Source organism: Segnochrobactrum spirostomi, assembly GCF_009600605.1.
Taxonomy (GTDB): domain Bacteria; phylum Pseudomonadota; class Alphaproteobacteria; order Rhizobiales; family Segnochrobactraceae; genus Segnochrobactrum; species Segnochrobactrum spirostomi.
This window is the reverse complement of the sequence record NZ_VWNA01000001.1, coordinates 1,611,852-1,625,160: the sequence shown is the minus strand read 5'-3', so window position 1 is coordinate 1,625,160 and position 13,309 is coordinate 1,611,852. Positions and strand designations below refer to the sequence as shown.

Below are 13,309 nucleotides of genomic sequence, written 5' to 3'. Positions count from 1 at the left end.
GCGCGGCGGGTATTCATAAGGCGCGTGGATTTGACTTCACGGCCTCCTGACAGTTGCTCCAGAAGCCCGCAAACGCTTGATCTCAGACCCCGCCCGGCTTTATATGGGCCCGCTGAATGGGCCGGATGTCTTGGCGAACTTGCTCCGATCATCGCGAAGCCGAACGGACACGCACGGCGTGACGGTCGATCTATTACTTAAGACCTGAAAGGATGTGCCATGGCTAAGGGCACAGTGAAGTGGTTCAACGCGCAGAAGGGTTACGGGTTCATCCAGCCCGATGACGGCGGCAAGGATGTGTTCGTGCACATCTCGGCGGTCGAGCGGGCCGGCCTGGACGATCTGCGTGAAGGCCAGAAGATCAACTACGAGATTCTGACCGACCGCCGCACCGGCAAGTCCTCTGCCGGCAATCTCCAGGCCGCCGACGCCTGATTTTTGCCGCGAGGCTTTTTCGCGATGAAGGCGCCCGGACCCCACGGTCCGGGCGCTTTCTTTTTGGAGGGCCTCCGCCCGGGTTGCACCGCTCTCGCCCGGGCGGTTGCGCCTGGCGCTCCCGTGGTTGCCGCTCACGGCTATGTGAGGGATAAGGTCTGCGCGACGACGGCGTCCTGTGGTTGTATTTCTTGCGCGCACCGGTAGCGCAAAGGCGCTCCAGGACTCGATCGTTTCATTTCGAATTCAGTGCTTTTGCCAGCGTAGGAAGGGGCCGCCCAGAACGCTTTCGTGATGGCATGGCCTGTGTCCGGGTGTCTCGATGGCCACGATGCTGCTTTGCAGCAACGGATTGCGCGGTGCTGTCTTTCGCGAAAAGCCCTTCGTGACAACTTGAATGCGGTATATTCTTTGTGTCAGGGCTGTTATATTCAGAAAGAATTTTGTATTAATTAACTTATGTTTGCGCCGGTCTGGCATCTTTATGAAAACCGGCGTCGCTTCTCAGGTAGTCGCCCGCGGAAGTGGCGGCAAAAGCTAGTAGCTGGGGCTTGTGTGAGGCTGACTCACTCCTTGGTTGGCGTGAATACAGCCCAATCTGGATCGAAACGGGCCAGACGCCTGCCGAAGCGGGGATTTTCGTCATTGACTCGTTATTCTGCCTCCTTATAGTCAAAATCGTGAAGGGGCGATTAGGAAATCTTGAGTAGCTGGAAGCGGTTACGAGTGATTTCGTAACCGATCCTGTCTTTGGTGCCGCAATTGCGGTGCAAGAGGCACATATGTCGATATGGGTTACAGGGACCCTAGTCTGAATAGCTGCTGATCTATTCTTACGGATCGGTGGTTTTTCGGGGTGGTGGAGTAAGAGGTTCGAGGGGGTTGAGATGTATGTCGTCGTGGATCACCGATCCGCAGTTGCAGACGGCTATGTCGCCGGCTTTGCCCGTGAAGGCTTTCCATCGCTCGGTTTCGGCTCGACCGAGTTTCGCGAATGGTTAGAGACGGCCTCAGATCAAGATCTTCAGGCCGTCCAGGGCTTTCTGCTTGGCGATTTCGATGCGCGTCCGGTCTATCCTGAACTGATCCGTGCGCACAGCCGTGCGCCGATCATCGCGCTGAGCGAGGAGCGCTCGCTCGAGCTGACGCTCGAGCTGTTCACCGCCGGCATTGACGATGTCGTTCGCAAACCTGTGCATGTCCGCGAAATCGCGGCTCGGTCGGATGCGGTGTGGCGCCGCATGAACGCCGATGTCGGCGCGGCGATGAAAGGCCGGCTCAAGGTGCATTTCGACGGACGCGATCCTGAGATCGACGGCGAGCCCTTGGTCCTGCCGCGCCGCGAGCGCCGCATCCTCGAGCACCTGGTGAAGAATAGCGGCCGTCGCATCACGAAGACCCAGCTCTTCAACGTGATCTACGGCATCTTCAACGAAGAGGTCGACGAGAGCGCGATCGAAGGCCACATGAGCAAGCTGCGCAAGAAGCTGCGCCAGAAGCTCGGCCACGACGTGATCGACGCGAAGCGCTATATCGGCTACCGCTTCGTCGGCTGAGGCCTTCGTCTTCAGCACGCCGGCACCGTCAAGAAATGCTGAAACGCCGCCCGATCCGGTCACCCGGTGGGGCGGCGTTCGCGTTTGTGGATTTGGCGCGCAGGGCTCGGCGTGACCCCGGACCGGCGAGCGGCGGGGCGGACGTGTTCGCCCCGGGGCCCGAACTTCCCGAATGAAATCGTCACGGACCTGAGCAATAGTGCGGCCTAAGGCCTTTTGGGGAGGCCCCGATTTGGATTTCGCGGCCGGGTTCTGTGCGCTCCGGCCGAACGTCGTGCTCGAACCATGGAGCATGACGGCCGAAATCCATGTCGCTCACCTGCGAACGACACCATTGGGGAGGTGTTATGAATCGCCGACGTATGAAGAGGCTCTCCATGAGCCTCTTGATCTTGCCCTATATCGGGCTGCTTTGGGTGCCGCTCTACGATTTCCGCGAGCCCACCCTCTTCGGATTTCCGTTCTTCTACTGGTACCAGATCGCCTGGGTGCCGCTGACGATCGTCCTGATCGCGATCGCGTATCGGAGCGTGCGCGATGACGAGTGAGATCGATCCGACGACGCTCACCGTTTCCCTTTTCTGCTTCCTGCTGGTCACCGGGCTCGGATTTCTGGCAACGCGGTGGCGGCGACCGAAGGCAGCCTACAACATCGACGAGTGGGGTCTCGGCGGGCGGTCGTTCGGAACCTGGATCACGTGGTTTCTGATCGGCGGGGACTTCTACACCGCCTATACGATGATCGCGGTGCCGGCGCTTGTCTACGCTGTCGGGGCACCCGGCTTCTTCGCGTTGCCGTACACGATCATCGTCTATCCGTTCGTCTTCGCCGTCATGCCGGCGCTCTGGAAGCGCGCCAAAGCCGCGGGATATGTCACGTCCGGCGACGTCGTCTTCGGCCAGTTCGGCTCGCGGCCGCTCGAACTCGCGGTGGCGCTCACCGGCGTCGTCGCCTCGATGCCCTACATCGCCCTCCAGCTTCTCGGCATGGCCGCCGCCCTCAAGGCGCTCGGTCTCCAAGGAGAAATTCCACTGATGATCGCGTTCCTCGTCCTCGCGATCTACACCTACGCGGCGGGCTTGCGGGCGCCCGCTCTGATCGCCTTCGTCAAGGACATCATGATCTACGTCGTCGTGGTGGCGGCGGTGGTGCTGATCCCGTCGGTGCTCGGCGGATACGGCGCCGTCTTCACCTCCGCCGAGGCGGCGTTCACCGCCAAGGGAAGCGGAGGCATTCTGCTCGCTCCCAACCAATATTCGGCCTATGCGACGCTGGCGCTCGGGTCCTGCCTCGGCGCCTTCATGTATCCGCACACGCTGACCGGCATCCTGGCCTCGAAGAGCGCCAATACCATTCGCAAGAACGCGATGTTGCTTCCGATCTACACGATCCTGCTCGGGCTTCTCGCGATGCTCGGCTACATGGGGCATGCGGCGGGGCTCAAGCTGGACACCCCGAACGACGTCGTGCCGGCGCTGTTCAAGACGCTGTTCCCGCACTGGTTCGCCGGGTTCGCCTTCGCGGCGATCGCCATCGGCGCCCTGGTGCCGGCGGCCGTCATGAGCATCGGGTCCGCCAACCTCTTCACCCGCAATTTCTGGAAGGCTTACGTCAACCCGCGGGTGACGCCGGCGGGCGAGGCGAAAGTCGCCAAGATCACGTCGATCTTCGTCAAGGCCGGCGCCCTGCTCGTCATCCTGTATCTGCCGACGCAATTCGCGATCAACCTGCAACTGCTCGGCGGGGTCTGGATCCTCCAAACCCTTCCGGCGCTGTTGTTCGGTCTGTTCACGAAATGGTTCCGCGCGCCGGCCCTGCTGGCGGGCTGGGCGGTCGGCCTGTGCGGCGGGACCTATCTCGTCTGGGACGCCGGGTGGGCGCCGATCCATGCCGTGAACCTCGGCAGCGGCCCCATCGCCGTCTATACCGGCTTGGTGGCGCTGGTGCTCAACATTGCCGTCGCCAGTGCCGTCAACGTGCTGGTGCGGGGCGCGGGCTCGGCGCGGGCCCCGACGGCGGCGTCCGGGCGGTAGAGCTGCCCGCGCCGGGTGATGGTTGCCGAAAAGGCAAGCGATACGAGAGACTTGAGCGTCCGTGCGGTTGGCGAGACCGCGGACGGCGCGTCGGCACCCGCGCGTCAGGGGGCGCGTCGAACCACGTCGAGGAAGCGCTCGCCGTAGCGCTCGAGCTTGGTCTCGCCGACGCCCTGGATCTTGCCGAGCGCCTTCAGGGTGCGCGGCCGCTCGAGCGCGATCTCGATCAGCGTCGCGTCGTGGAAGATGACGTAGGGCGGCACGCCCTGGTCGCGGGCGAGGGAGAGACGCAAGGTGCGCAGCGCCTCGTAGAGGGCTTCCTGCTCCGGATGGGCGAAGCGCGGGGCGGTGCGGGCCCGGCCGCCCGCGGCCGCGCGGTCGCGCCGGCCCGCCTTGGGCTTCGGCTGCTCCACCTTGAGGTTGATGCGCCGCTCGCCGCGCAGGACCGGCTTGCAATCGCGGCCGAGCCGTAATCCGCCGTGGCCTTCGACGTCCACCTCGACGAGGCCGATCGCCACCAATTGGCGGATGATCGAGCGCCACGACTCGCGACCGAGATCGCGGCCGATGCCGAAGGTCGGCAGGCCGTCGTGGTTGTTCTGGCGGATGCGGTCGGTGGCCGTGCCGAGAAGGATGTCGATGATGTAGGCGGCGCCGAAGCGCTCGCCGGTCCGGTAGATCGCCGACATCACCTTCTGCGCGGCCTCGGTGCCGTCGAAGGTTGCGACGGGCTCCAGGCACGTGTCGCAATTCCCGCACGGCGTCGGGTAGCTTTCCTCGAAATAGGAGAGGAGCACCTGCCGCCGGCACCCCGCCGTCTCGCAGAAGCCGATCAGGGCGTCGAGCTTCTGCCGCTCGACCCGCTTCTGCGCCTCCGGCGCCTCGGAGGCTTCGGTGAACTGGAGAAGGCGGGCGACGTCCTCCATGCCGTAGAGCAGCAGCGTCTCCGAGGGCAACCCGTCGCGCCCGGCGCGGCCTGTCTCCTGATAATAGGCCTCGATGCTCTTCGGCAGGTCGAGGTGGACCACGAAGCGGACGTCCGGTTTGTCGATCCCCATGCCGAACGCCACCGTCGCGACCATGATGACGGCTTCCTCCTTGAGGAAGCGGTCCTGGTTCGCGGCGCGCGTCTCCTTGTCGAGGCCGGCATGGTAGGCGAGGGCGTGGCGGCCGTCGGCGACGAGGGCGGCGGCGGTCTCCTCCACCTTGGCGCGGCTCATGCAATAGACGACGCCGGATTCACCGCCGTGCTCGTCGAGGAAGGCCTTGAGCTGAGCGCGCGGCCCGTCCTTGGGCGTCACGCGGTAGCGGATGTTCGGCCGGTCGAAGCTCGACAGGAAGACCTTGCCGTCCTGAAGCGCGAGGCGCTCGGCGATGTCGCGGCGGGTCGGGCCGTCCGCGGTCGCGGTGAGCGCGACGCGGGGGACGGTGGGGAAGCGCTCGTGGAGGACGACGAGCTGGCGATATTCGGGACGGAAATCGTGGCCCCACTGCGATACGCAGTGCGCCTCGTCGATGGCGAAGAGCGCGATGCGGGCGCGCTCCAGGAGAGCGAGAAAGCCGTCGGTCAGAAGCCGCTCGGGCGCGACATAGAGAAGGTCGAGGCGGCCCTCCACGAGATCGCGCTCGACGGCGCGGGCCTCCTGGAAATCGAGCGCGGAATTGAGGGCGGCGGCGCGCACGCCGAGCTGGCGCAGCGCCTGAACCTGGTCGTGCATCAGCGCAATCAGCGGCGAGACCACGATGCCCGTGCCAGGCCTGACCAAAGCCGGCACCTGATAGCAGAGCGACTTGCCGCCGCCCGTCGGCATGAGCACCAGCGCGTCGCCGCCCGCGACGACGTGATCGATCACGCCGGCCTGCAGGCCGCGGAAGGCCTCGTAGCCGAACACGGATTTGAGCACGCCGAGGGGTGTCGGCGCGGCGTCGGGGCGGGACGGAGTAGGGCTCATCGGGCCTCGTCGAAGGCTGGCGCGGGGATAAGGTCCGCATCCGCGGGCTCTGCCGGCGGTGCGAATCGTGCGATCCGCTGCCGGGCTTATCGACCCCAGCACCGGGTCGAAGCAAGGATTTCGCGCGCGGCGCAACCTCGGGCGGGCCGTGGCCCGGACCCGAAGAGGACTTCGCGGTCCACTCGTGTAGGATGCGGATCGTCGCCTGTCCGGGTCCGCCGAGGCGCCGCCCGCCTCGCCCCGGTCCCCGTCGTCTCCAATCCCGCGTCCGCCCTTGCCCATCCTCGCCGCCCTCTTCGTCGCCGTCCTGTCGCTCGGCCTTTCCCATCCCCTCGTCGTGGCGCTGTTTGCCGAAGGGCGGATCGTGGAGGGGCTCGGGACGACGGCTCAGTCGGCGCTCCTCGGGCTCGCGTTCGCCGCCCTGCCGTTCGGTGTCGGTCTCGGTGTTTTGGCGGTCGGGGCCTCACGCACGGGTAGCCGCGCCGCGGCATTCGACTGGCGAACGATGCTCCTCTCCGGCGCGGCGGGGCTTGCGGCCGGCAGCGCGCTGACGTGGGCGGGCGTCCATCTCGAGGGGATCATGCTTCTGCTCGCCGGCCGTCTCGTCGTCGGGGCTGCGGCGGGCGTCGCCATCGCGGCCGCGCTGACGACGATGGACCCCGGCGAAGCGGCCGATCTCATGGCGCGATGGGCCGCAGGCCTCATCGCGCCGGTCGCGGCCATCGCCTTCGTCGGCGGTCCGGCGCTCGGCGGCGTGCTCGCCGGGATCGATCCCGAGACGCCGCCCGTCGCCACGCTCTGCCTCGCGCTCGCAGCCTTCATCTGGCTCCGCCGGGGCACGGCGGAGGGAAGGACCGCACTGGCGCCGCCTTTCGCGGCCGACCCCGGTGACGTCGACCGGGCTGCACCGCGGGGGTCCGCGGCGGCGTTCCTCGGCGCAGCGTGGGTCCTTCAGGGGCTCGGATGGGGGCTCGCCGTCTCTTTCGCCTCGATCCGGATGGTCGGAGCGTTCGGGCTCTCGCCGCTCGGGCTCGGGCTGTTTGGTGCGGTGGCGGCGCTCGGAGCCGTCGTCGGCGGCGCAATCGCGGTGCGCGGCGGGAACGGTCGCCGCAACCGGGGCGCCGTCATTGCCGGGGCGTTGGTCGCGTTCAGCTTGCCCGTCGCGGCGAGTGTGCTGCCGAATGTCGGTCTCGCGCTGCAATGGCCGCTCGCGGTGGCGGCCGGCCTGTTCGGCGGGGTCGCGGCCGCCGGCACGTGCCGCCGCTTCGTCGAGGCGATGGGCGAGGCGGAGGCCGGATTACGTCGCGCTCTCGCGATCGGGGCCTTCGCCTTTGCCGCCGCCACGCTCGCCTCCGCCCTCCTCGGCCGGGTGCCGGCCGAGGCCATGATCGTGGTCGCCGCGGGCGTGGATCTCTTGGCGATCCTGCCGCTCGCGGCGGGCCTCAAGGCGGCGGGGACGCGCCCCGCCGCGTGAGACGGCTCAGCCGGTGATCAGGCCGCGGGTCTTCAGCTCCGCATAGGTCTCGTCCAGCGTGCGGGCGGCGCGGACGATCAGCTCGTCGATCTCCTCGTGGGTGATGACGAGCGGCGGTGACAGGATCAGCGAATCCCGCACGCCGCGCATGATGAGGCCGTTGCGGATCGAGATGTCGCGCGCGAGCGTGCCGACGTCGCCCTGGGGCGTCGCGAAACGCTGGGCGCGCGGCGTCTTCTGCGGCACCAGTTCGAGCGCGCCCATCAGGCCGACCATGCGCGCCTCGCCCACCAGCGGATGGTCGCCGAGGGCGAGCCACTTCTTCTGGAGATAGGGGCCGACATCGGTGCGCACGCGCTCGACCAGGTTCTCGCGCTCGATGATGGCGAGGTTGGCGAGCGCCGCCGCGCACGCGGCCGGATGGCCGGAATAGGTGTAGCCGTGGTGGAACTCGCCGCCGGTGTCCATCACCTGCGCAACCCGGTCGGCGATGATCACGCCGCCGATCGGCAGATAGCCCGAGGAGAGCCCCTTGGCGATCGGCATCAGGTCCGGCTCGATGCCGAAATGCTGCGAGCCGAACCAGGTGCCGAGCCGGCCGAAGCCGCAGATCACCTCGTCGGCGACGAGCAGGATGTCGCGCTCGCGGCAGATGCGGGCGATCTCCGGCCAATAGGTGTCGGGCGGAATGATCACGCCGCCGGCGCCCTGGATCGGCTCGGCGATGAAGGCGGCGATGCGATCCTCGCCGAACGCGTCGATGGCGGCTTCGAGCGCCCGGGCCGCCTTGAGGCCGAACTCGGCCGGCGACAGGTCGCCGCCCTCGGCGAACCAGTAGGGCTGGGCGATGTGCAGGATGCCGGGGATCGGCAGATCGCCCTCGGCATGCATCGGGCCCATGCCGCCGAGGCTCGCGCCGCCGATCGTCGAGCCGTGATAGCCGTTGTGGCGGGCGATGATGGTCTTCTTCTTCGGCTTGCCCTGGAGATCCCAATAGCGGCGGACGAGACGGATCACCGTGTCGTTCGATTCCGAGCCCGAGCCGGTGAAGAACACCCGGTTCATGTGCGCCGGGGCGAGCGAGGCGACCTTCTCGGCGAGCTCGATCACCGGCGGGTGCGAGGTCTTGAAGAAAGTGTTGTAATAAGCGAGCCGGCTCATCTGGGCGTGGACGGCGTCGGCGATCTCGACGCGGCTGTGGCCGACCTGCACGCACCAGAGCCCGGCCATGCCGTCGAGGATGCGGTTGCCCTCGCTGTCCTCGATCCAGACGCCGTCGCCGCCCACGATGACGCGCGTTCCCTCCGCGGCGAGGCCGGCGGAATCGGTGAACGGGTGCCAGTGATGGGCCGCATCGCGGGCCTGAAGCGCCCGGGTGTCGTAGAGATTGTTCAGCATCGGGTCCTCCGGCTCAGCGCACGCCCACGGCGGCTTCGGTCCGTCTTCATAGCGCCATCTGCGATCGCAGACTAGAGATGATAGGCGCCGCGCCTTTCAAGGTGCGGCATTCTGCTTTGTGGACTGTGATCGCACACCGGGCAAAGCGCTTGCCAGCGGGCGACCTTGTGCCATTATGCCCGAGCCGCACGCAGAACGGACCTCTCTTCATCGTTCGCGGGGCATGGTGGGGCCGACCGGCAGAACGTCGGCGAATGCTCCAAGGGGAATGGCGGTCGAGAGTGACGGCGTCGTTGGGCGCGGTCGTCCCTCGGCCATGAGGGAGACGGGCAATCTTGGCTCGATATGCGATCGAGGTGCAGGCCGTCACCAAATCCTTCGCAGGGGTGGTGACCGCTCTCGACCAGGTCTCGCTCGGCATCGCGCCGAACGAATTCTTCACGCTCCTCGGGCCTTCGGGCTGCGGTAAGACGACCCTGCTCCGGCTGATCGCCGGCTTCGAGCAGCCGACATCGGGTTCGATCCTGCTCGACGGGCAATCGATCGAGGCGCTGCCCCCGTTTCGTCGGCCGGTCAACACGGTGTTCCAGTCCTACGCGTTGTTCCCGCACATGAGCGTCGGACAGAACATCGCCTTCGGCCTCGAAATGCAGGGGCTCAAGAAGGCCGAGATCGCCGCGCGGGTCACCGCGATGCTGGCGCTCGTCCACCTGCCCGGCGCCGAGAACCGGCGCTGCGACCAGATGTCGGGCGGCCAGCAGCAGCGCGTGGCGCTCGCCCGCGCGCTGGCCAACCGCCCCAAGGTGCTTCTCCTCGACGAGCCGCTCTCCGCCCTCGACCTCAAGCTCCGCAAGGAGATGCAGGTCGAGCTGAAGCGCATCCAGAAGGAGACAGGCATCACCTTCGTGTTCGTGACCCACGATCAGGAGGAGGCGCTGACGATGTCCGACCGCATCGCGGTGATGTCGTCGGGCCATGTCCTCCAGGTCGGCACGCCCCGCGAGATTTATGAGACGCCGCAGCACCGGTTCGTCGCCGACTTCATCGGCGAGACCGATTTCGTCGATGCCAAGGTGGAGGCGGTCAACGGCGCGCTTGCCCGCGTCCGCCTCCGCTCCGGCGCGGCGCTCGACGTCGGGATTTCCGAGCCGGCGCCTGCAGTCGGTGCGTCCGTCACCTTGTCGAGCCGCCCGGAACGGCTCAACGTCGCGCCGTCCGGCCAGGGCGTGCTCGCCGGCACCGTCGAGGCGGTGGTCTATTTCGGCACCGACACGACCTACACCGTGGCGCTCGCGGGCGGCGACGGCACGCTTCGGGTCCGCATGCAGAACCGCGACGGCAGCCTGCCGGCCTTCGCCGTCGGCGATCCGGTGGCGATCGAGGCCGCGCCGGGCGCTCTCCGCGCATTGAGGGATTGATCATGGCGGGCGCTTCCTCGTCGCTGCTCGCTCCCTTCCGACGCAGCCCCTTTCTGCGTCGCCTCGCGCTGATCGGGCCTGCCACCGGCCTCGTCGTCGTCTTCATGGTGCTGCCGCTCCTGTTGATGCTGCTCTATTCCTTCCTGGAACGGGGCACCTATGGCGGCGTCGTCTGGAACTTCAGCACGTCGTCCTATGTCCAGTTCCTGTTCGACCGCGACCTCGACGACAGCCTGATCTTCAACGACGCCTATGTCGGCATCTATCTTCGGTCGTTCTGGCTCGCTGGGCTGACGACCGTGATCTGCCTCGTCGTCGGCTTCCCGACCGCGCTCTACATGTCGCTGCAGCCGCGGCGGACGCGCGAACTCCTCGTCTTCCTCGTCACGATCCCGTTCTGGACGAACCTCCTCGTCCGCACCTATGCGTGGATCCTGCTGCTGCGGCGGGAAGGGCTCGTCGACACGGCGCTGCAGAGCCTGCACATCACTTCGCAGCCGCTCGGCCTCCTCTACACCGATACGGCGAACCTGATCGGCCTCGTCTATTCGTTCCTGCCCTTCATGGTGCTGCCGATCTATACGAGCCTCGAAAAGCTCGATTTCCGCCTCGTCGAGGCGGCCTACGATCTCGGCGCCAACCGCTCCACGGCGATCCGCCGCATCGTGCTGCCGCTCGCGGCGCCCGGTCTCGTCGCCGGGGCGATCCTCGTCTTCATCCCCTGCCTCGGCGCCTACGTGACGCCGGAACTCCTCGGCGGCGGCAAGGCCTTGATGATCGGCAACCTGATCCAGCAGCAATTCGGCGCGTCGCAGAACTGGCCGTTCGGCGCGGCGCTGTCGTTCATGCTGCTCGCCTTCGTGCTGATCGCGATGATCGCCTATGCCCTGCGCTTCGGCCGGGCCAAATCGGTTCTGGAGCGTGGCCGATGAGCGCGGGCGGACCTTTGCGCGAAACGAACCCCCTGCGCCGCTTCCACGGCACGGGGACGATGACGCTCCTGTTCTTCCTGTTCCTCTACATCCCGATCTTCGTGTTGTTCGCCCTGTCGTTCAACGCGGGCAGCACGGCGACGATCTGGAAGGGCTTCTCATTTTCCTGGTATGCGAGCGTCGCCGACAATCCGGACATCATCCGCTCGGCGCAGAACTCGCTCATCGTCGCTTCTGCCGCGACGGTGTTCTCGACCCTGCTCGCGACGCTCGCCGCGCTCGGCATGGACCGGGCGCGCTTCACGGGCACGAGCGCCATCGCCGGTGTGATCGCGCTGCCGCTGATCGTGCCGGAGATCGTCACCGCGGTCGCCTCGCTGATTTTCTTCGTCGGCATCGGTCTGAGGCTCGGGCTCGGCACGGTGATCCTCGCCCACACGGTGTTCTGCATCCCGTTCGCCTATCTGCCGATCAAGGCGCGGCTGGAAGGCATGCCGGCCGCCTATCGCGAGGCGGCGGCGGACCTCTATGCCGACGAGTGGCACACCTTCCGGCGCATCACCCTGCCGCTCCTGTGGCCGGGCATCCTGTCCGGGGCGATGCTCGCCTTCATCACTTCGCTCGACGATTTCGTCACGACCTTCTTCGTCGCCGGCCCGGGCTCCTCGACGCTGCCGCTCTACATCTTCACGTCCGTTCGCATCGGCATCTCGCCCGAGGTGAACGCCATCTCGGCGATCATGCTCGGCATCTCGATTGTGTTCGTCGCGGCCTCGATGTTCATCGGCCGCAAGGGCTGATTGCGAGGCCGGGCAAGACCGGCCGCGGGCCGAACAAGGCCTGCCGCGGGCAGAGGCAAGAGTTCCGGCGCCGCGAGGCGCCGTTCAAAGAAGGCACAAGCGCCTCGAGGCGCGATCCAGAGAGAAGGAAGAAGGCCCATGTCCACCCTTAAGAAGACCGCCGCCGCGCTCATCGCCGGCGTGCTGATCGCGGCCGCGCCGGTCGCGGCCGAGGCGAAGGAGTTGTTCCTCTACAACTGGACCAACTACATGCCGCCCGATCTCTTGAAGCGGTTCACCGCTGAGACCGGCATCAAGGTCACGCTCGACCAATACGACTCGAACGAGACTCTGCTCGCCAAGCTGCAGGCCGGCGGCACCGGCTACGACGTGATCGTGCCGTCCGATTACATGGTCAAGATCATGGCCGACCAGGGCCTGATCCAGGATATCGGCGTCAACCAGATGCCGAATTTCAAGAATGTCGGTGGCCCGCTGAAGGCGCCTTATTTCGATCCAGATCGCAAATACACCGCGCCCTACATGTACGGCACCACCGGCTTCACCTATGACAGCGCCGTCACCGGTCCCTTGGAATCGAGCTGGAAGGAATTCTTCGAGCCGAAGGAGGTGCTGAAGGGCAAGATCGGCGTCCTCAACGATCAGCGCGAGGTGATCCTCGCGGCCTCCTATTATCTCGGTGTTCCGGCCTGTTCGGAGGATCCGAAGCAGATGAAGAAGGTGCAGGACCTGCTCCTCGCCCAGAAGCCGTTCGTCGCGCTCTACAATTCCGACGGCACCATCGAGCGCATGGTGGCCAAGGAAGTGGTGATGCACCAGCAGTGGAACGGTGCCGCGCACCGTACCAAGCAGGACCTCAAGACCGCCGTCTACGTCTATCCGAAGGAGGGCATCAACCTCTGGGCCGACAACCTGGCGGTTCCGGTCGGCGCCAAGAACGTCGAGGAGGCCAAGACCTTCATCAACTGGATGATGGACCCGAAGAACATCGCCGAGGCGACCAACTTCACCGGCTACATGAACGCCGTGCCGGGTTCGGCCGAGTTCCTCGATCCGGCGCTCGCCAAGGACCCGGCGGTGGTGCCGCCGAAGGAGGACGAGGCGCTGATGAAGATGGCCCCGGGCTGCAGCGCCAAGGCCAAGGAACTCATGGACAAGGTGTGGACCAACGTCCGCAAGTGAGGCTCGCCCCACGAGCGATCCTTGGCCGCACCTGAGACCGGCCGATCGAACGGGCCGCCCCAAGAGGGCGGCCCACGCATGAAGCGAGCGGGACCGTCCCGCTCGCCCGTCCGCATCCGCCCCGGCCG

Annotated in this window: 11 protein-coding genes; 9 read left to right on the top strand and 2 right to left on the bottom strand. The window is 66.5% G+C overall.

From position 1 onward, the window contains the following. Positions 1-219: 219 nt before the first annotated feature. The 4 genes from F0357_RS07335 to mctP all read left to right on the top strand — a co-directional run bounded on the left by F0357_RS07335 (position 220) and on the right by mctP (position 4,025). On the top strand, positions 220-435 hold the full coding sequence (locus F0357_RS07335) for a cold-shock protein (RefSeq protein WP_153479742.1): 216 nt from the start codon (positions 220-222) through the stop codon (positions 433-435). Between the two features lie 887 nt (positions 436-1,322). Further along, a complete protein-coding gene (locus tag F0357_RS07330; RefSeq protein WP_153479741.1) occupies positions 1,323-1,991 on the top strand; it encodes a response regulator transcription factor in 669 nt (222 codons plus the stop codon). Between the two features lie 377 nt (positions 1,992-2,368). Next, positions 2,369-2,539, top strand: coding sequence for a DUF3311 domain-containing protein (locus F0357_RS07325; protein ID WP_246161398.1), 171 nt, complete (start codon positions 2,369-2,371; stop codon positions 2,537-2,539). Beyond that, positions 2,529-4,025: a monocarboxylate uptake permease MctP gene (mctP, locus tag F0357_RS07320; protein ID WP_153479739.1), complete on the top strand. Its 1,497-nt coding sequence runs from the start codon at positions 2,529-2,531 to the stop codon at positions 4,023-4,025. Before F0357_RS07325 ends, mctP begins: the two co-directional genes overlap by 11 nt. A gap of 104 nt (positions 4,026-4,129) precedes the next feature. Here mctP and recQ read toward each other — a convergent pair whose 3' ends face one another. Then, on the bottom strand, positions 4,130-5,977 hold the full coding sequence (gene recQ / locus F0357_RS07315) for a DNA helicase RecQ (protein ID WP_153479738.1): 1,848 nt from the start codon (positions 5,975-5,977) through the stop codon (positions 4,130-4,132). Between the two features lie 274 nt (positions 5,978-6,251). Between recQ and F0357_RS07310 the strand changes: the two genes are divergently transcribed. Beyond that, positions 6,252-7,451, top strand: a complete 1,200-nt coding sequence (locus F0357_RS07310) for a hypothetical protein (RefSeq protein ID WP_153479737.1) — start codon at positions 6,252-6,254, stop codon at positions 7,449-7,451. A gap of 6 nt (positions 7,452-7,457) precedes the next feature. Here the strand turns inward: F0357_RS07310 and F0357_RS07305 are convergent, their stop codons facing one another. Further along, positions 7,458-8,849 carry an aspartate aminotransferase family protein gene (locus tag F0357_RS07305; RefSeq protein WP_153479736.1) on the bottom strand — a complete coding sequence of 464 codons (1,392 nt, stop codon included), beginning with the start codon at positions 8,847-8,849 and terminating at the stop codon, positions 7,458-7,460. Positions 8,850-9,184: 335 nt separating this feature from the next. On the opposite strand from F0357_RS07305, the gene F0357_RS07300 reads away from it, so the two are divergent. From F0357_RS07300 to F0357_RS07285, 4 genes are all read left to right on the top strand, one after another. Beyond that, on the top strand, positions 9,185-10,267 hold the full coding sequence (locus F0357_RS07300) for an ABC transporter ATP-binding protein (RefSeq protein WP_153479735.1): 1,083 nt from the start codon (positions 9,185-9,187) through the stop codon (positions 10,265-10,267). A 2-nt stretch (positions 10,268-10,269) separates the two neighbouring features. Continuing rightward, on the top strand, positions 10,270-11,199 hold the full coding sequence (locus F0357_RS07295; protein WP_153479734.1) for an ABC transporter permease: 930 nt from the start codon (positions 10,270-10,272) through the stop codon (positions 11,197-11,199). Continuing rightward, positions 11,196-11,999, top strand: a complete 804-nt coding sequence (locus F0357_RS07290; protein WP_246161396.1) for an ABC transporter permease — start codon at positions 11,196-11,198, stop codon at positions 11,997-11,999. The genes F0357_RS07295 and F0357_RS07290 overlap by 4 nt, the downstream gene beginning before the upstream one ends. A 138-nt stretch (positions 12,000-12,137) precedes the next feature. Continuing rightward, positions 12,138-13,181: an extracellular solute-binding protein gene (locus F0357_RS07285; RefSeq protein WP_153479733.1), complete on the top strand. Its 1,044-nt coding sequence runs from the start codon at positions 12,138-12,140 to the stop codon at positions 13,179-13,181. The last annotated feature ends 128 nt before the right edge of the window (positions 13,182-13,309 follow it).

Coding starts and splice junctions, on each gene's coding strand:
- F0357_RS07335 (WP_153479742.1), top strand. CDS start 220: ATGGCTAAGGGCACAGTGAAGTGGTTCAACGCGCAGAAGGGTTACGGG.
- F0357_RS07330 (WP_153479741.1), top strand. CDS start 1,323: ATGTATGTCGTCGTGGATCACCGATCCGCAGTTGCAGACGGCTATGTC.
- F0357_RS07325 (WP_246161398.1), top strand. CDS start 2,369: ATGAGCCTCTTGATCTTGCCCTATATCGGGCTGCTTTGGGTGCCGCTC.
- mctP (WP_153479739.1), top strand. CDS start 2,529: ATGACGAGTGAGATCGATCCGACGACGCTCACCGTTTCCCTTTTCTGC.
- recQ (WP_153479738.1), bottom strand. CDS start 5,977: ATGAGCCCTACTCCGTCCCGCCCCGACGCCGCGCCGACACCCCTCGGC.
- F0357_RS07305 (WP_153479736.1), bottom strand. CDS start 8,849: ATGCTGAACAATCTCTACGACACCCGGGCGCTTCAGGCCCGCGATGCG.
- F0357_RS07295 (WP_153479734.1), top strand. CDS start 10,270: ATGGCGGGCGCTTCCTCGTCGCTGCTCGCTCCCTTCCGACGCAGCCCC.
- F0357_RS07290 (WP_246161396.1), top strand. CDS start 11,196: ATGAGCGCGGGCGGACCTTTGCGCGAAACGAACCCCCTGCGCCGCTTC.
- F0357_RS07285 (WP_153479733.1), top strand. CDS start 12,138: ATGTCCACCCTTAAGAAGACCGCCGCCGCGCTCATCGCCGGCGTGCTG.